Origin of the sequence: Nocardia iowensis (genome assembly GCF_019222765.1) — a bacterium.
In the GTDB taxonomy this organism is placed as follows: domain Bacteria; phylum Actinomycetota; class Actinomycetes; order Mycobacteriales; family Mycobacteriaceae; genus Nocardia; species Nocardia iowensis.
The window spans coordinates 6,351,475-6,369,029 of the sequence record NZ_CP078145.1; the positions used below are offsets into that span (position 1 = coordinate 6,351,475).

19 protein-coding genes are annotated in these 17,555 nt (G+C 67.5%); 9 read left to right on the forward strand and 10 right to left on the reverse strand.

The features are described 5' to 3' along the window. Nucleotides 1-39: 39 nt before the first annotated feature. The gene (locus KV110_RS29280; RefSeq protein WP_218470438.1) at nt 40-1,455 is read left to right on the forward strand and encodes a flavin monoamine oxidase family protein; all 1,416 of its coding nucleotides are present in this window, start codon (nt 40-42) and stop codon (nt 1,453-1,455) included. Nucleotides 1,456-2,327: 872 nt separating this feature from the next. On the opposite strand, the gene KV110_RS29285 is transcribed toward KV110_RS29280, so the two are convergent. Next, the gene (locus KV110_RS29285; RefSeq protein ID WP_218470439.1) at nt 2,328-2,837 is read right to left on the reverse strand and encodes a hypothetical protein; all 510 of its coding nucleotides are present in this window, start codon (nt 2,835-2,837) and stop codon (nt 2,328-2,330) included. A 484-nt stretch (nt 2,838-3,321) separates the two neighbouring features. Then, complete coding sequence (gene dapB, locus KV110_RS29290; RefSeq protein WP_218470440.1) at nt 3,322-4,068, reverse strand: 4-hydroxy-tetrahydrodipicolinate reductase; 747 nt, start codon at nt 4,066-4,068, stop codon at nt 3,322-3,324. A 134-nt stretch (nt 4,069-4,202) separates the two neighbouring features. On the opposite strand from dapB, the gene KV110_RS29295 reads away from it, so the two are divergent. Continuing rightward, the gene (locus tag KV110_RS29295; RefSeq protein ID WP_218470441.1) at nt 4,203-5,024 is read left to right on the forward strand and encodes an alpha/beta fold hydrolase; all 822 of its coding nucleotides are present in this window, start codon (nt 4,203-4,205) and stop codon (nt 5,022-5,024) included. Here KV110_RS29295 and KV110_RS29300 read toward each other — a convergent pair whose 3' ends face one another. From KV110_RS29300 to KV110_RS29310, 3 genes are read right to left on the reverse strand one after another with little or no spacing between them, the layout of a single operon-like run. Continuing rightward, nucleotides 5,025-5,450: a type II toxin-antitoxin system VapC family toxin gene (locus KV110_RS29300; protein ID WP_218470442.1), complete on the reverse strand. Its 426-nt coding sequence runs from the start codon at nt 5,448-5,450 to the stop codon at nt 5,025-5,027. Beyond that, a complete protein-coding gene (locus tag KV110_RS29305; protein WP_246634058.1) occupies nt 5,447-5,743 on the reverse strand; it encodes a type II toxin-antitoxin system Phd/YefM family antitoxin in 297 nt (98 codons plus the stop codon). The genes KV110_RS29300 and KV110_RS29305 overlap by 4 nt, the downstream gene beginning before the upstream one ends. Before the next feature lie 29 nt (nt 5,744-5,772). Then, nucleotides 5,773-6,195, reverse strand: coding sequence for a MarR family winged helix-turn-helix transcriptional regulator (locus KV110_RS29310; RefSeq protein ID WP_218470443.1), 423 nt, complete (start codon nt 6,193-6,195; stop codon nt 5,773-5,775). Nucleotides 6,196-6,286: 91 nt separating this feature from the next. On the opposite strand from KV110_RS29310, the gene KV110_RS29315 reads away from it, so the two are divergent. Further along, a complete protein-coding gene (locus KV110_RS29315) occupies nt 6,287-6,715 on the forward strand; it encodes a MarR family winged helix-turn-helix transcriptional regulator (protein ID WP_218470444.1) in 429 nt (142 codons plus the stop codon). A 23-nt stretch (nt 6,716-6,738) separates the two neighbouring features. Here the strand turns inward: KV110_RS29315 and KV110_RS29320 are convergent, their stop codons facing one another. The 3 genes from KV110_RS29320 to KV110_RS29330 form a co-directional block, all read right to left on the reverse strand. Then, nucleotides 6,739-7,623, reverse strand: a complete 885-nt coding sequence (locus tag KV110_RS29320) for an NAD(P)-dependent oxidoreductase (RefSeq protein ID WP_218470445.1) — start codon at nt 7,621-7,623, stop codon at nt 6,739-6,741. Between the two features lie 167 nt (nt 7,624-7,790). After that, complete coding sequence (locus tag KV110_RS29325) at nt 7,791-8,903, reverse strand: alcohol dehydrogenase catalytic domain-containing protein (RefSeq protein WP_218470446.1); 1,113 nt, start codon at nt 8,901-8,903, stop codon at nt 7,791-7,793. 54 nt (nt 8,904-8,957) lie between these two features. After that, entirely contained in the window at nt 8,958-9,989 is a 1,032-nt protein-coding gene (locus KV110_RS29330) for a DUF418 domain-containing protein (protein WP_246634059.1), read from the reverse strand. On the opposite strand from KV110_RS29330, the gene KV110_RS41670 reads away from it, so the two are divergent. The 4 genes from KV110_RS41670 (at nt 9,975) to KV110_RS29345 (ending at nt 12,825) form a co-directional block, all read left to right on the forward strand. Continuing rightward, on the forward strand, nt 9,975-10,202 hold the full coding sequence (locus KV110_RS41670) for a hypothetical protein (protein ID WP_246634060.1): 228 nt from the start codon (nt 9,975-9,977) through the stop codon (nt 10,200-10,202). The genes KV110_RS29330 and KV110_RS41670 overlap by 15 nt on opposite strands. Nucleotides 10,203-10,544: 342 nt before the next feature. Next, entirely contained in the window at nt 10,545-11,192 is a 648-nt protein-coding gene (locus KV110_RS29335; RefSeq protein WP_218470448.1) for a response regulator, read from the forward strand. Beyond that, a complete protein-coding gene (locus tag KV110_RS29340; protein WP_218470449.1) occupies nt 11,189-12,274 on the forward strand; it encodes a sensor histidine kinase in 1,086 nt (361 codons plus the stop codon). Before KV110_RS29335 ends, KV110_RS29340 begins: the two co-directional genes overlap by 4 nt. Nucleotides 12,275-12,429: 155 nt before the next feature. Further along, nucleotides 12,430-12,825 (forward strand): VOC family protein, encoded by a 396-nt coding sequence (locus tag KV110_RS29345; RefSeq protein ID WP_218479039.1) that lies wholly within the window; start codon nt 12,430-12,432, stop codon nt 12,823-12,825. A gap of 98 nt (nt 12,826-12,923) precedes the next feature. Here the strand turns inward: KV110_RS29345 and KV110_RS29350 are convergent, their stop codons facing one another. Beyond that, a complete protein-coding gene (locus tag KV110_RS29350) occupies nt 12,924-14,324 on the reverse strand; it encodes a pentapeptide repeat-containing protein (protein ID WP_246634062.1) in 1,401 nt (466 codons plus the stop codon). Nucleotides 14,325-14,524: 200 nt separating this feature from the next. Here KV110_RS29350 and KV110_RS29355 point away from each other — a divergent pair, with 200 nt between their 5' ends. After that, entirely contained in the window at nt 14,525-14,932 is a 408-nt protein-coding gene (locus KV110_RS29355) for a DUF4440 domain-containing protein (RefSeq protein WP_218470450.1), read from the forward strand. Nucleotides 14,933-15,040: 108 nt separating this feature from the next. Continuing rightward, nucleotides 15,041-16,504: an SDR family oxidoreductase gene (locus KV110_RS29360; protein WP_218470451.1), complete on the forward strand. Its 1,464-nt coding sequence runs from the start codon at nt 15,041-15,043 to the stop codon at nt 16,502-16,504. Here the strand turns inward: KV110_RS29360 and KV110_RS29365 are convergent, their stop codons facing one another. Then, a complete protein-coding gene (locus KV110_RS29365; RefSeq protein ID WP_393538285.1) occupies nt 16,505-17,503 on the reverse strand; it encodes an alpha/beta hydrolase family protein in 999 nt (332 codons plus the stop codon). Between the last annotated feature and the right edge of the window lie 52 nt (nt 17,504-17,555).

A 17,555-nucleotide genomic window follows, 5' to 3' on the forward strand; every position in this document is an offset into this window, starting at 1 on the left:
GGTTCGCCGCTGGTGATTCCGCGTTCAATGGAGGTATCGATGTCGCAGCCACAGAACCGACGGGTCGATGTAGTCGTGATCGGCGCCGGACTATCAGGGCTGGCGGCCGCGCGGCGATTGGTGGACGGTGGGCAGTCCGTCGCTGTGCTGGAAGCCAAGCCGCGGGTCGGCGGGCGAACGCGTAACGGGCGAGCGGGGGCGGTCATCCTGGACGAGGGTGCTTCGCTGGTATATCCGGTGCACCAGAACGTCTTTCGGCTGGCCGCAGCCCATGGCGTCGAGCTGTTCGAGGGCAGTTTCGACGGGCGCTTCCTGTTCTATGCCGATGGTCTCGCGCACACCTTTCAGTTCGGATCGACGCGCGGTATGAAGTTGCTCGGCAACCCGGCGCTGCGGCCGCTGTTGCGGGTGGCGCTCGGCCTCGCGGCACGGTGGAAGCAGTTGCCGATGCGGCCCGATGACCTGCTGGACCTCGTCCGGGCGATCAGGCTACTGGACGAACTGGCCGCGACCGTGCCGCCGCACGCGCCGTGGACTGCACCCGACGCCGTCGAACTCGATCGGCGCACGATGGGTTCCTGGTTGGCGGCGGAAGTGCCGTCGGCTCAGGCACGCCGATTGTTCGAGTCGAGCTTCGCCGGGTACTTTCCCGCGTCGGTGTCACTCCTGTTCGCCTTGCACTTCCTGAACACCTGGGGCGGCGTGGGCTCGCTGCTCTCCGGACAGCAGACCAAGATTTTCCGGTTCGCCGACGGCGCACAAGCATTGGCGCGTGCGATCGCCGCGTCGCTCGGTGAACGGGTGATCCTCGACTCCCCCGTCCAGGAGATCGCCTGGCAGGGTCGCGATGTCGTAGTGCGCAGCGCCGCTGCGGAATTCGACGCGAAGCGGGTGATCATGGCGATTACCCCTTCGGGGGTTCGGAATGTGCGCTTCGATCCGAAACTGCCGATCGACCGCACCCTGTTGCAGGATTCGTGGCAGCCGGTGCACGGCCGCAAGATCAATGTCGTTTACCCGCAACCATTTTGGCGTGAAGCGGGGCTGTCCGGTTCGGCACTCGGCGACCTCGACGCGATCCCCGGCGTCACCGACGTATCGCCACCGGACGGCTCGATCGGCATCTTGGCCAGTTACGTGACGGTGAACGAAGCCGAGGACGATGCTGACAGACGACGCGAGGCAGTGCTGGCGGCGTATGCGCGTTTGTTCGGCCCGCCCGCGCTCGAACCCGTTGCGTACGTAGAAAAGAACTGGGCAGACGAGCCTTACACGTTCGGCTGCGAGGGCGGATTGACCACCGGCGCGCTGACCACCGCCCGTCGCCTACCGAAGGCACCGGTCGGCCGACTGCACTGGGCCGGCGTCGAAACCGCCGACACCTGGATGGGTTTCATGAGCGGCGCCATCCAGGCGGGTGAGCGCGCCGCCGACGAGGTCCTCGCCGCGAGCTGACACTGCTGCGCGTGGAGGGACTAGTCCGTCCTCAACCTGCGCACGGCCGGGGCGAAGGCGGAGGTACGCAGAACAGGCGGGGTCCGTCCTTGAACGGCGCACGCCGAACCGAACGCGGAAGCGCGCAAACAGCCGCAGCTAGACGGAGTCCGTCAGCAGGCCGCACACGGCCGGAGTGAATGCGGGCTACGCAGGACAGCGCAGCCGGACGGAGTCCGCGCACAGACCGCGCACGGCCAGGGCAAACGCGGAGGTACGCAGAACAGGCGCAGCCGGATGGAGTCCGCCACGGACCGCGCATGGCCGGAGCGGATGCGGAGGCGCGCAGGTTATGCGCAGCTGGAGAAGTCCGCCAGCAGACCGCGCACGGCCGAAGGGGATACGGAGGCGCGCAGAACAGGCGCGGCCTGTCCTTGAACGGCGCACAGCCGTACCAACGCGGAGACCTGCAGGACAGGCGCCGTCCGCCTTGAATGGCGCACGGCCACAGCAAACACGGAGGACAGCCGCAGCCATTGGGAGTCCGTCCCCGGCAACAGACGGCCGGAGCGAACGCGGAGGTACACACGAAGTCACGGTCCGGCCTTGGACGACGCACAGCCGGGGCGAACGCGGAGGCGCGCAGAACAGTCGCGGCCGGACGGAGTCCGTCAGCAGACCGCACACGGCCGGAGCGGACGCGGAGTACGCAGAACAGCCGCGCCAGACGGAGGACCGCGCGAGGTCGGAGCGGACGCAGAGGTACGCAGAACAGCGCGGTCCACCCCTTGAATGGCGGCAGCCGGAGCGGATGGGGAGGTACGCAGAACAGGCGCAGCCGGGGCGCGCCTGTCCCCAGACCGCGCATAGCCGAAGCGAAGGTGCTGGTACGCCTAAGCTGATTGGTCGCGTTCGAGCTTTTCCAGTGCTACTGCGCGGCGCATGGTTGCGCGGGCGCGGGTGCGGTCGCCGGCGTAGTCGTAGGCGCGGGCCAAACGGTAGGAGACGCGCCAATTGTCGGGGTCGGCTTCCCATTCGGCCTTGACCTGGTTGAACAGGTCGTCGGCTGCGTCGCGTTCGATGCGGCCGGAGGGGCGGCGGGGCAGATGGGTGGTGTCGAGTTCGCGGCCTTCCGCGTGCATGCGGCGGGCCAGATGTTGGTGGGCCAGTGCGGCGCGCACGGTGGCGGCGACGACCCAGACGCCGACGAACGGCAGGATCAGCACGCCGATGCCGATGAGGATCGCGGCGACACCGCCGGAGTCGATGAGGCTGAACGCGATTCGGCCGAGGAGCAGGAAGTAGAAGCCGAGCACGAGCACAAGGGCCGCAAGGAGTGCGACAACCTTGACAACTTCCCGGTTCTGCCCGTCCTCGTCCGCCCCGGATCCCGCGGCGTTCACACCCACACCTCGCCGGCGCCCGCGGTCGTCGAACGAATGATTCGCTCGCGCACGGCGTTCACAGCTCGCTCGCCCACGACTCCACCGCACCCGCGCCCGGACCCGTCATACGCGACGGCAAGCCGTGTCGACGTGCACACCCGCTGATGCTCGCCCCTTACTCCACCGTGCCGCTGCTCGGCTCCGTCACGCACGACGGCGCGCTGCATTGACGCGCCCAACCACTGACGCTCGCCCGCGACTCCACCGTGCCGAAACTGGCGCCCGTCACGCACAACACGAAGCCGTGTCGACGTGCCCACCCGCTGACGCTCGCCCATTACTCCACCGTGCGCACCGTGCCGGTGCTCGGCTCCGTCACGCACGACGGCAAGCGGTGTTGGTGGGTCCACTCGCTGCCAGTCGCTCATGATTCCGCCTCGGCGGCGCGCAGCTGCACCATTGCGGGAGGGTGCGGTGGCGACGGTCCGCTCGCTGCCGTTGATCACAGGTCGAGGAAGGGGTCGAGGCCGACGGTGAGGCCGGGGCGGTTGGCGATCTCGCGGACGCCGAGCAGCACGCCGGGGGCGAAGGAGGAGCGGTCGATGGAGTCGTGCCGGATGGTGAGGGTTTCACCCTGGGTGCCGAACAGCACTTCCTGGTGGGCGACCAGGCCGGCGAGGCGGACCGAGTGCACTCGGACGCCGTCGACGTCGGCGCCGCGGGCGCCGTCCAGTTCGGTGCTGGTGGCGTCGGGGCTGCGGCCGATGCCTGCCTGCTCGCGGGCGGCGGCAATCAGTCCGGCGGTGCGGTAGGCGGTGCCGGAGGGTGCGTCGGCCTTGTTCGGGTGGTGCAGTTCGATGACTTCTACCGATTCGAAGAACCGGGCAGCTTGTTCGGCGAACCGCATGGACAGCACCGCGCCGATGGCGAAGTTCGGTGCGATCAGCACGCCGGTTTCGGGGCGGTCGGCCAGCCAGGCGCGCACTTCGTCGAGGCGGGCGGCGTCGAAGCCGGTGGTGCCGACGACGGCGTGGATGCCGTTCTGCACCAGGAACTTCAGGTTCCCCATCACCACGTCTGGATGGGTGAAGTCGACGACCACCTGCGTGTTCGATTCGGTGAACGCGTCGAGCGAATCGTCTTTGTCGACGGCCGCGACGAGTTCCAGGTCGGCCGCCGCTTCCACGGCCGCACAGATTGCTTGTCCGACTTTGCCGCGCGCTCCGAGCACTCCGACCCGTATGGTCACCGCTCCTCCTCTTTCCGTTTTCGTCGGTGTCAGCCTATCGACCGTGCCGGGGTGGTGGTCCGCTGACCTCTGTGATTCACATTGCTACATGCGCATGTTTGCGTACGGCCGGTATCTCCCCTACCGTCGCGGAGGTGACTTCGATTCGTGAGCGGGCAGCGGTTTTTCTTCAGGAGCACGACAGCAAAAGACTTGTTGTCGGGCAACATGATTGGCACTACTACACCGGCGGTGGAGGCGATCCGGTGTTGTTGCTCAGCGGCGGTGCGGGGATCGGTATCGGCTGGATCGATCTGGCGCACGCGCTGGTACCGCGGTTCCGAACCCTTGCTCCCGACTATCCGTCGAGCGTGGGGTCCTGTGCGGAGTTGGTCGATGGCCTGGTGGCGCTGCTCGATGCGGAGGGGATCGATCTGGTTCATGTGGTCGGTCAGTCGGCGGGTGGCATGTTCGCCGAACTCCTTTCGCGTCGTGCGCCGGATCGGGTCCGATCGCTGATCTTGTCGAGCACCGGGTTGTACGGGCCGGAAGATGTGGAGCGCCTGCGTATGCGAGTCGAGACCACCTTGGCGACGCCATGGTCGGAGACCCAGGAAGCGATTCGTACCGCGTTGCGCGGCACCTGGAAGGACTCCGATGACGCCGAGTTCTGGATCGAACAGGTGGTGTCGACCTCCGACGCGGCGGGCAGCGCGGGTGCCGCCAATTCGTATCGTCTACTGCTCGAACTCGCCGAGGGCGTCGACGAACTCATGCGTGGTCCCGCCTGGGACGGACCCACCCTGATTTTCCGCGCGGACGACGATCCGCTGATCACCACCTCCCACACCGAGCGCCTGCGCGAACTGCACCCGAACTGCGATTTCCGCACCTTCGCCGAGGGCGGTCATTCATTGCTATTGAGTCGAACCGCCGATTACATCGATGTAGTGCACGAATTCCTCACGGCGTCCTGACTAGCCGTGCCAGGGACATACGATCGCCACCCCGGTCGGTCCGAAATGTCCGACATTCCGCGTGACAACCTCCAGCCCGTGCGATACGGCGGTCGCCGCGATCAGCGCGTCCGCCGGCTCGACCGGATTTCCGTTCCCTTCAGTTCGCGCAACCATCCGTCCCCATGCTTGTGCGACTGTCGCGTCTACCGACAGGAGGCGCCCTTCGAACCGGTCGATCAGCGATTCCGTCAGCCACTCCACCAGCCGCCGCTTCTTGGGCGAATCCGGCATCTTCTCGATGCCCTTACGGATTTCGCCGAGGGTGATGACGCTGAGATGAAGCCGGTCCTCGTCAGTCGTGTGGAGCCATTGGGTGAGGCCGGGATCCGGCCGAGGCTTCACCCATTCCGACACCGCACTCGTATCGAGCAGATAGTTCCTCACAGCTCGACGTCACGGACATCCATATGGATGCGTTCGATCTCTACTCCGGAATCGCGCAGCGGCGAAGCCGCGAAGAACTCGGCGAGGCTCCCCTGCCTGCTCGTTTTCTGCCGCCACTCGTCGATCGGTACGACAACAGCGACCTCTCGTCCATGCTTGCTGATCACTTGCGGCCCCTCCCGCTCGACGATGTCGATCAACTCGGACAACCTGGCCTTCGCGTCGGCAAGTGGCCATGCGACGTCAGGTCGCTCCGACCGCTTTCGAGCCATCTGATCACCCGTTTCGACCACTTTGACTACTCTAGTCAGATCGAGACTACCTACCGAACCGCCTCGGCGCCAGCCATATTGGCGGCCATTTTTTCCAGCACCCACATCGTTTCGGCGAACTGTGCGTCGGTGATGCCCTCGGTCATCTCCCGGCGGCGCGCCCCGATCCGAGCCCACGCCTGATCGTGGGTGGCCCGACCCGCGTCGGTCAGCGAGAGAGTGCCCGACTCTTCGACCACCAGACCCCCGGCCAGCACCGCAGCCAACTCGGCAGCCCACTCCGCTGGGTCGGTCAGGAAAGCATCCAATGCGTCGCGCAGATCGCTTGCTGACTGCGGCCCGTCCGAGAGCGAGTGCAAAATCTGCCAGCGCCCGCGGCCCAGCCCACCGGCGGCGAGATCCTCCTCGAATCGCTCGTTGATCAGTCGATCGAGTTCGACGAGCCAGTAGCCGATCCGGCGCTGCACAGCCATCACTCCTCCACATATGCTTCAAGACAACTATATGTAATTTTACATGTAATTGCTTCAAGTGGAAAAATGCACGGGAAGGAGGAGTGCACCGATGGACGAGCACGATGCGATCACCGAAGCCGTCGAAGCGGCGATGGTCCGAATCCGGCGCAGACAGACCCGAGGGGCACTAGCTGGCCACTCCCCCATCCCGGTCGCCGTGTTCCGAGTGCTCGATGCCGTGGCCTGCACCGAATCCCCCACCGTCAGCACCATGGCCCCGGCTCTCGGCGTCGATCAGCCGCGCGCCAGCCGCCTTGTCGCACAGGCGGTTTCGCTCGGCCTACTGGAACGGGTAGCCGACCAGCACGACGGGCGACGCGCCGTACTCCGGCTCACCGACAACGGACAGCAGGCGGTGACGGCCGCCCAGACCGGGCGCCGCACCGCCATGGCCGCGGCCATGTCCGACTGGACTACCGGCGAGCGGGCCGAATTCGCCCGCCTACTCCGACGATTCGTCGACGCCATGGAGGACTGACCCGAAACCGCTTGCGTGACTGTTCATGCTGCCGGTTTGCGAAGCACCTCGATCACCGACGTGATGCTGTGCGCACCGTGTCCGTCCGCGACCGCGCGCCGCAGCAGGTCGTACATCGGTGCGTGCCAAGACATATCGACCCCTGTCTCCGCGCCGAGTTCCTCGTCGTTCCCGATGGACGCATGGAACACGTCGACCGAGGAACCGAGTTTCGTGTAGTCGCCGGTGTCGATCTCGTCGGCCATGATCGGCAGCAACGACTCGATCATCTGCAGCCATTTGGTCGCATAAGGCACCATCGTCTGCGCGGTCAGTCCGCGGGCCGTCAATACGGCGGCACCCTCGAAAAATCCGAGCAGTGCGGGCAGCAGCGTCGCACCGACCGCTGACTCGTACAGCGCGGCGAGATCCGGCTGCGGGCCGAGGTGGATCGTGTCCCCGCCGAGGACGCGCAGCGTCTCCACATGCTCGTCGAAGATCTCCCGGTCACCGCCGTAGTAGAGCTGGGTGTCCGGCTGCCCGACCGCCGCGGGCACATTCTTGATCGCACCGCCGAGGAACCGAGCACCGCGGGCGGCCGCCCACTCGGCCAACTCCCTTGCGCCCGACGGCGTTCCGCTGTTCAACGTGACCAACGTCCGGCCCGACAGCGCCTCGCCTGCCTGCGCCAAACTCTCCAGCGTGGCCCCGAACGTGGTCAGGCAGGAGACGACGAGCGGGCTCTCCCGCACCGCGTCCTCGATCGCAAGACGGTGCGTCGCTCCTGCGGCGATCAACGGTGCCGCCCGTTCCGGACTCCGGTTCCACACCGTGGTCGGGTGCCCCGCCGCGAGGAATGCCTCGGCCAGCGCCCGTCCCATCGCTCCCAATCCGAGAACGGTCACCGGTTCCCGTGCGCCATCGGTCATCGTGGCTTCCTTCCAAGTCATTGCCCCTACGGAAGGCAAGTCTCGGCAGCGCCCGAATCGCCGACAAGTACGAACTTTTCGGTCGAATACGCACGTCGAGGTAAGCAACCAGCTCACACCCCGCCCGCTGCCGCGCCGCATGATCAGCGTCACTGCGGTGCGCGCCGTCAGTCGAAGACGATCACCTGTCGCAGCGCGTGACCTGCGGCGAGTTCGTCCATGGCGTGGTTGATTTCGTCCAGGCCGATATGCGCGGACACCAACCGTTCGACAGGCAGGCGGCCCGCTCGCCACATGTCGACGTAGGCAGGAATGTCGCGCGAGGGCACGGCCGAACCGAGGTAGCTGCCGACGATCGAACGGCCTTGCGCGACAAGAGCAAGCGGCGAGATGCTGGCGCGGGCGTCCGGAGCGGGCAGCCCGACCGTCACCGTGGTGCCGCCGGGAGCAGTTGCCGCGACGGCGGTTTCGAAGGCACGGATATTGCCCGCGGCCTCCACGACGATCTCCGCCTGCACGCCGAGCTCGGCCACCTGCGCGGGAGTGTAGACCGCGGTGGCACCCAATTCCTCGGCGAGAGTGAGCTTTGCCGGGACAGTATCGACGGCGATCACCTCATGTCCGTCGGCCGCCAACGACACCGCCACCAGCACCGCCGCCATGCCGACCCCGCCGAGACCGACCACCATGATCCGGTCACCCTGCCCAGGCTTGGCCGAATTCAACAGTGCGCCACCGCCGGTCAACACCGCACAGCCGAGTACGGCCGCCACTTCCGGCGGCACGTCGTCGGCTACCGGCACCACCGATCTGCGGTCCACCACCGCGTGCGTCGCGAAGGCGGACACCCCGAGGTGGTGGTGCACCTCGCTGCCGTCCCGGCTCAGCCGCCGCCCGCCGCCGAGCAGTTCACCCGCGTTATTGGCGAGACTGCCCGGCACGCACGGTGTCCGGCCGTCGGTCGCGCAGCCCGCGCAGGCGCCGCAGCGCGGCAGGAAGGTCATCACCACGCGCTGTCCGACGGCGAGATCACTGCCGCCGGGGCCGATCGCCTCGACCCGGCCCGCCGCCTCGTGTCCGAGCAGCATCGGCACCGGCCGCACCCGATTACCGTCCACCACGGACAGGTCCGAATGGCACAACCCCGCCGCTTCGATCCGAACCAGCAGCTCCCCCGCTCCCGGCTCGCCGAGTTCCAGCTCACCCACGCTGATCGGCGCCGACTCGGCGAACGGCACCGGCGCCGCGATCCGCTCCAGGACCGCCCCACGAATCTTCATTCCGCCGACGCTACCGCCCCCACTGTCCCAGGCACAGGGGCGACCGCAAGGTGGCTACAGCACGCGGTGGGCTACGGCGGTTGCTCGGTTCAGCAGCCATTCCAATGGGCCGCGGCGGAAGAATTGGGTCCAGCAGGCGGCGAACATCAGGATGATGACGCTCAGTCCCAGTAGGACCGGGAGGGAGTCGGCGGGCAGGGTGTCGAAGCCGAGCGCCGCGATGGCGGCTACGTGGAACACGTAGGCGGTCAGCGACATGGTGCCGACCGCGATCAGTGGGGTGGCCAGGCGCCGGAACCGCCGGGATCCGTCGCAGGCTGCGAGGCAGGCGACCAGGACGGTGATCGCGACACCGGTGTTACCCAGGATCGAGAAGGTGCTTTCGCTGTGCGGGATCGCCGACAGTCGGTATCGCCAGCCGGGCGGGTCTTCGGCCAGGTCGGACCACCAGGGCGCGTTCATGATTCCGAATGGCGTCGTCTCGCCTGGTGAGAGCTGCAGTGCCAGTGCGGAACCGCCGTATCCGAGCAGCGCGAGACCGACACCGGTCAGCGCGAGCCGGACGCGAATCACGGTGGCGGACAAGTCGAGTCGTGCGACCGCCATGCCCGCTATCACGAACGGCAGCCAACTCAGTGCCGGATAGCTACCGGTCAACAGCAACCCGGTCAGCCCACCCGCACTCCCGATCGGATCGCCGCGACCGCTCGCCCAGGCGAGCGGATCGAATCGGTTGACGGCGTCGATCCAGCCGGTGTCCTGCGCGAGCACCGCGAACCAGAGTTGCGGCAACACCAGCGCACTCACCGTCGCGACGACGGCCAACGTGACGGCGCGCAGCCTGCGCAGCGGCAGGGCCAGCAGGAAGTACAGCCCGTAGTAGGCCAGAATCACCTCGACCGCGGTGCCGAGCGCAGTCAGCGCGGTACCGAGCACGAGCAGGATGCCCGCCCGGATCAGTACCTTCACCACCGCCTGCCTGCCGTCACGCCCCGTCTTCGCGGCCCGCCGACCGGTGATCAGCAGAATCGAGAAGCCCGCGAGAAACGCGAACAGCGCCGAGGACCGTCCGTGCGTCAGCTCCATGACGAACCCGATGCCCCCACCCCGCCCCGCATCAGGACCCACGTGAGCGGCAAACATCCCGAGCACCGCAATACCGCGCGCAAGGTCGACACCGACCAACCGAGCACCGGCGCGCGCCATCTCGCCGACACCGCTGGCCCGAACCGCCCCGCCAGCCTGACCCGCACCGCCATCCCGATCCGCCTCGCCCGCCGAATCCGCACCGCCAGCTAGAGCCGCGCCACCAACCCGATCCGCGCCACAAACCTGACCCGCGTCACCAACCCGATCCGCGTCACCAATCCGACCCGCACCACCCACCCAAGCAGTGTGCTCGGCTTCGGCGGCAGGCGGAACTGTCTTGTGGCCCATAACTTTCAGCGTTGAGAGAGATCGATCCGCTCGGTATCCGGCATCGGGCCGGAGCACCTCCGCCCGTCAGCCGCCGATACCCCGCCGATCGGCTGGACCGCCCCCGACGGTCGGCTACCCCACCGCCTCGCCGACGGGGTCGACATACACCCGGATCTAGGCTCACAGCTGACAGGGCTGACGTCTGGGCAGGAGGTGTGGCGGGTGATCCGGGTGCTGGTCGTGGATGACGAGGCGCTGGTGCGCTCGGGTTTCGAGCTGATCCTGAATGCGGCCGCCGATATCGAGGTGGTCGCGACGGCGACCGGATCGGAGGCGCTGGCGGCGGTCGAGCGGACGCGACCGGATGTGGTGCTGCTCGACATCAGAATGCCCGACGTAGATGGCCTGACCGTGCTGCGCCAACTCCGCGACGTGCCCGACCCGCCGGTGGTCGCCATGCTGACAACCTTCGACACCGACGATTACATTCTGTCCGCATTGCGCTCCGGCGCAGCGGGTTTCGTGCTCAAAGACACCGAGCCCGAGCAGCTGGCGCAATTGACCCGGACCCTCGCCGCCGGTGGCGTGGTGCTGTCGCCGAAGGTGTCGGCCGCTCTGCTCCGCAACGCCGGGACCGCCACCACCGCGGAGATGGATGCGGAGGTCGCCCGCGTCGAGCGGCTCACCGAACGGGAACGCACGGTGCTCGTGCTCCTCGCCGAGGGGCTGTCCAATGCCGAGATCGGGCAGCGCGTCCACCTGAGCGTCGGCACGGTGAAGGACCATGTCAGCGCCATCTTCACCAAATTGCGAGTACCCAGTCGCGTGCAAGCGGCATTGCTCGCGCAGCGGGCGGGCCTGCTGCCGTGACCCGCTTCCCGCCATGGCTGATCGACCTCGTGCTCGTGGCGGTGGCCGTGGCCGACGTGCTCGTCGATGGCGAGGACACCTCCCCGGGCAAGCTCGCGGTCGGCGGTATCGCGTGCGCGGCGTTGCTGCTGCGGCGACGGCACCCGCTGGCGGCCTTCGTCCTGACGCTGCCGGGAAGCTTGCTGCTTGCCAATCTCGCCGCCCCCGCGATCGCCCTGTACACGCTGGCCGAGCACACCCGGAACCGGACGCTGCTGGTGGCGGCGATCCTGGCCACCTCGGTCGCCGCGTCCGCGCCGTGGCCCTCCGATCAGACGGACTACCGCCCGCCGGACACACTCGTCGCCTTCGCCTACTCGCTGGCCTGGGCGGGTGCGCCCGTGCTGCTCGGTCAGCTGATGCAGACCCGCCGCGATCTGTCGGCCCGGTTGGTCGAGATCGAGGAGGCGCGCGACCACGAACGGCAATTGCACGCCCAGGCCGTACTGGCCCGCGAACGCGCGCAGATCGGCCGCGAAATGCACGATGTGGTCGCACATCAGGTCAGTCTGATCGCCGTTCGCGCGGGCGCGCTCCAGGTCGCCGCCACCGACCCCGACGCGGTCGATGCCGCGCGCATCATCCGCAGGCTCAGTGTCGACACCCTCGACGAGCTCCGGCACATGGTCACGCTGCTGCGTGCCGCGGGCGGTCAGGGCACCGAGCTGACACCACAGCCGACGCTCGCCGATCTGCGAAAGCTGCTCGACTCCAGCGGCATTGAGGTCGAGCTGCGCGGTGAGCTGCCCGACGAGCTTGGCGCGCCAGGCCAGCGCACCATCTACCGCACGGTGCAGGAGGCACTCACCAACGTGCGCAAGCACGCGCCGGGCGCGACCGCCCTCGTGCATCTGTGGCACGACAGCGATCACTACGGCGTCACCGTCACCAATACCGAGCCGACCCGTCCCGCGGTGTCGCTGCCCAGCTCCCGGCACGGACTGGTCGGCCTCGCCGAACGCGCCGAACTGCTCGGCGGCAGCTTCGAATCCGGACCGACCGCCGATCACGGCTATCGCGCGGTGCTGCGCCTGCCCCGCTGACGCTGATCCCGCCGCCGCGAAAGATGGTCTGCGTCACTGGATGCTGGCGAAATCCATGGGACGTTTGCTAGCGTCGTCGACCGTGACGGTGCTCCCGTTGGTTGCCTTGTACCGAGCCCGGGGTCGGGATCGTCACTGCACAAGGAGAAATTCCACTGTCAGTACAGTTCAATCACACTATTGTCGGTTGCCACGACAATCGGGTGACCGCCGAATTCTGGGCGGACATCCTCGGTTCGGAACTCGGGGCCGAATGGGGCCCGTTCATCCCACTTCCGTTGGATAACGGCGTCACTTTCGACTTCGCGAAGGTGCCACCGCACGTTTCCGAAATCCAGCCCCAGCATTACGCATTCCTGATCTCCGAGCCAGAGTTCGACGCGGCCTACGCCAAGATCCAGCGCTACAAGTTGGAGCACTGGGCCGACCCGCGCCAACAGGGCGTCAACGAGATCAATCACAACGACGGCGGTCGTGGTGTCTACTTCCTGGACCCCAACGGCCACTTCATGGAATTGATCACCGTCCCGTACGGCGGCTGGCCGAGCTAGCAAGAGCGGGGCGGCGTCCATCCGGATGCCGCCCCGCTCTGCTACCCGCCGGATTCTTCCAACCCGTCCGAACCGCACGACCCGGCCCTGTCCCCTGACTATTCAGGCGGTTCCGGCGGCCACGGGTTGGGTTTGATGTTGGCCGGTTTGCGAGTAGGGATGTCGTCCCAGTCGAAATGGGTGCCGACCCAGGCCTTGGGGCGGTCGAAGTCGACCTCGTTGGCGGTGAAGCGGGCGTCGACGAAGGAGATGTCGCCGAAGAAGTCGCCCTCGGTGAAATCGACGGAGCGGCCGGCGAAGGTGGTGCCCGCGAAGGTGGTGTTGCCGTGGAATTCGGCTCGGCTGAAGTCGGTTTCGCGAGTGCCTCGGTGGCGCAGGCGCGCGGGAGCGCCGATGCGGGTGTCGTCGAAGGCGACGGTGCCCGCCTCGAAGTGCGCGCCGGCGAAGGTGATGCGCGGGCTGGAGATCTCCGCGCCGGTGAAGGCGAGGTGCTGGCCGTCCAGGGTGGCGTGCTCGAAAGAGGTGAGCTCGGCGTGGAACTTCGTGTCCTGGAACGAGGTTCGGGCACCGGTGCAGCGGGCGCCGTTGAAGGTGGTCCGCGGGCCGACGAAGGTGGCCTTCTCGAACGACACGGAGCAGTCGAAGGTCGCGCCGTCGAAGGTGGTGCCGGAACCGGCGCGTTCGACCTTCTCGGGACGGGTCGAGCCGAATCGCGCATGATCGAACAGCGCGGGGCCGCCTTCGAACTTCGCCTCGCGGAAGGTGACGTGCGGACCGGCGAAGGTCGCGTGTTCGAAAGTGGTGCGGCCGATGAATACCGCGCGGGCGAACGAGGTTCGCTGCCCAAGGAACACCGCGTGCCGGAAGTCCGCTCGCTCGATGACGGCGTTGTTGAAGGTGAACTCACAGTCCGACCAGGAGACATCGGCCGACCGCTCCAGATGGTCGGCGATCACCTTGACAATGGTGCGGCGCACCTCGCGATCGTTCTGCCGGAACTGGTAGACCCGTTCCACCTTCAGGCCGGACTCGTCCACCGTTTCCGCCTGTGAGACAAGGTGGTTCGCACCGGCGACCGGGTCGTAGGGCAGCCGCAGGTAACCGCACAGCACGTCGACGCATTGCTGGCGCCTGCTCGGCAACCGGAATTCGTCGGCGAGTCCGGCCATCGCATAGACCCCGGCGATCCGCACCGCCACATCGGCATCGCCGAGCTGCTGCGAGGCCGCCCCGAACAATTCGGCGAACCGCCCGCGTTCGAGGTCGCGCTGCCGCCGGTAGGCCACCACCAGCGCGGCCGCGCCACCGACACCCGCCGCGACCGCCAGCGCGATCTTGGTGAGATCCAGTTGATTGGGGGTCTCGGCTTTCGCCCCGAACGCCAGCCACAGCAGCCACCAAGTGAGCGCCGCGATGCCGAAGCCGCAGACGACCGCCGCCAGCACCGCAAGCAGTAACGCCGCGCGGTGCAGTCGGTCGCCCAACCTCCCCCATCGCATTAGCGCATGGTAGCCGGATTGCCGCCCTCCGACCACCGGACAAGATCGGCGACTCCTTGCGCCCCATACCAATTCAGATGTCCTCTATCCACGAGTGGCGCACGATGGAGAACCGCACTCGACATTCGCCGCAGCCAGGTGCCACTCGGCGGGCCGCGCGCCTGGGTGTCCGGCGCGGATTGCTCGAGTAGTCTGCGGGGATGTCTGCTTCCGATTCACTCGATCCGGTGGCCGAGGTCGAGACCGTGCACGCACTGTTGGCCACGTGGCTCGGCACCGATGCCGAGCCGGAGGTCCTGGAAAGTTTCGCCGGGACGCAGCATGACACGTTCTCCATGGTGACCACCTCCGGTGCCCGGTTGAGTCGTTCCGAGCTGCTGTCCGGACTGCGGCGGGCGCGCAATTCCCGGCCCGGTCTCGACATCGAGATCTCCGACGTCGAGGTGCTGTTCGCCGAAGGCGACGTGACGGTGGTCCGGTTCCTGGAGCGGCATCACTTCGCCGGAAAGCATGCCGATCGCCGGACGACGGCGTTTCTGACCATCGAGTCCGCGCCGCCCCGGTACCGGTGGCGGGCATTGCACGAAACTCCGGTCACCGAGGAGTGAATCCCTTGCGCCACTCCGCCCCGCCAGGAAGAGTGGCACGGACGTGCAGCAATCAAACAGCTCGCGCACTGAATTATCGACGCGTTTCCCGCGACTCGGAGGCTGTGCATGAGATGTGTGGTGTTCGGAGCGACCGGCTACATCGGCGGACGTCTGGTCCCGGAACTGCTGGACATGGGCCATTCGGTGCGGGTGATGGTTCGCTCCCCCGGCAAGCTCGACCAAGTGCCGTGGCGCGACGACGTCGACATCGTCGCCGGTGATGTCACCGATCCGCAGACGGTCGCCGCCGCACTGGACGACCAGGAAGTGCTCTACTACCTCGTCCATTCGCTGATCCAACGCGACTTCGTCGGCATCGATCGCCGAGCGGCACAGATCGTGGCGACCGCCGCGGCTACGGCGGGGCTGTCCAGGATCGTCTATCTGGGCGGCATCATCCCGCCGGGCGAGCGGCTGTCGCCGCATCTGTCCTCGCGGGCGGAGGTCGGCGAAATCCTGCTCGCCTCGGGCGTACCCACCGTCGAATTCCGCGCGGCGGTGATCATCGGATCTGGTTCGGCGAGCTTCGAGATGCTGCGCTACCTCTCCGAACGGCTGCCCGCGATGGTCACGCCCCGCTGGGTGCGCAACCGCATCCAGCCGATCGCGATCCGCGACGTGCTCTACTACCTGGCCCGCGCCACCACGCTCGGCCCGCAGGTGAATCGGTCCTTCGACATCGGCGGGCCCGATGTGCTGACCTACCTCGACATGCTCCGCAGATACGCGGCGATCGCCAAGCTGCCGCGCCGCGCGGTGGTACCGGTGCCGGTGCTGACGCCATGGCTGTCGGCGCAGTGGGTCAACCTGGTCACCCCGGTTCCGAAAGCGATCGCCGTGCCGTTGATCGAGTCGCTGGTGCATGAGGTCGTCTGCGGCGAGCACGACATCGCCGACCACATCCCGGACCCGCCGGATGGGTTGACCGGCTTCGAACGCGCGGTGGAACTCGCGCTGGCTCGGATCCGCGACTTCGACGTGCCCACCCGTTGGTCGGACGCCGCGACCCCGGGCGCACCGTCGGATCCGCTGCCCACCGACCCGGACTGGTCCGGCGGCACCCTCTACCAAGACGTCCGCGAACGCCACACCGACGCCGACCCGGACACCGTGTGGCAGGTCATCGAATCCATCGGCGGCGAGCACGGCTGGTACTCGTTCCCGCTGGCCTGGTCGATCCGCGGCTGGATCGACCGGCTAGCGGGTGGCGCCGGGCTGCGCCGCGGCCGACGCGATCCGCACCGGCTGCGCGCGGGCGAGGCACTGGATTGGTGGCGCGTCGAATACCTCGACCGGCCGCGGCTGCTCCGGCTGCGCGCCGAGATGCGGGTGCCCGGCGACGCCTGGCTGGAACTGTCCGCGGAGCCCGAGCCGGGTGGCGGCACGCGGTATCGGCAGTGTGCGATCTTCGAGCCCCATGGACTGTCCGGGCACATCTATTGGAAGGTGATCTCGCCGTTCCACGAGATCGTCTTCGGCGGCATGGCCCGCAACATCACCGGTGCCGCCGAAGCGCAAGCACGCTCATGATCACCGGTCGACGTCGCGCACGTAGTGGCACTGGTCGCGCAGAAACCCTTCGGCGAACAGTGATCTGGGTGCGGCAATGGCGACGACGGCGGTCTTGACCGTGCTGTCCTCGATGTCCTTGCGCAGCAGGGCATGGGTGGCGTCGGGGTAGTGCTCGACGCGCAACAGGTCGGCCGGAATCAGTTGGCGGTAGCGGGTTTCGGTGTCGACGACGTCGACATTGCGGTCGTGATCGGCCAGGATCAGCAGCACGGGGATGCGGACCGCGGCGAGGTCGGCGGAGGCGTCGGCGGTGTAGTTCTGCTGGATGAAACGCCAGCGTTGCGCGGTCATGTCCGGGGTGAGGGCGCCTGCCGCGCTTGCTTGTTCGAAGGTCGCGCCGTCGCGCAGCAGCTGCCGGGTGCGATCGCTCCTGGCGATCGCGGTCTCGATCTGCGCCGAAGTCGCACCGTCGGCGGTCAGTTCGGCGACCATGTTGTAGCGGCCTTGCTGAAGCCAGTTGACGGCGGGCGAGACGGCGATCATGAACTGCAACAGGGGGTCTCGTGCGGCGACGGCGGGCAGCACCCAGCCCGCCTGGCTGGCGCCCCACAGTCCGATCCGTGCCGGATCGATCTCGGGTCGTGTTCTGGCCCAGGCGATTGCGTCGAGCGTCTCGGTTGTCCGGTCGGCCATGGTCTGGTTCAGCCAGTCGCCAGGGGCGCCTGCGATGCCGGGTTTGTCCCAGGACAGCGAGGCATAGCCCGCGCGTGCCAGCGACTCCCAGATCGGCCGGTAGAAGGTGTCGTGGGTGGCGTCGATCGGGCCGTCGCCGTGCACGAAAACCACCAGACCGAACGGTGCCGCGCCCTGTTTCGGCAGGGCGAGCACGCCGTGCAGGGGTTGCGCGTCGCCGGGAATGGTCACGCGTTGTTCGCGCAGGTCGTAGCTGTTCTGGTACAGGACCCAGCCGCCTGCCGCGGCGATCAGCACGAGAATCGCCGTGAGCGACCCGAGTATTCGACGCCGCCGCCGCGAAACGGGTTCGGCACGAGTTTCTTCCGACGACATG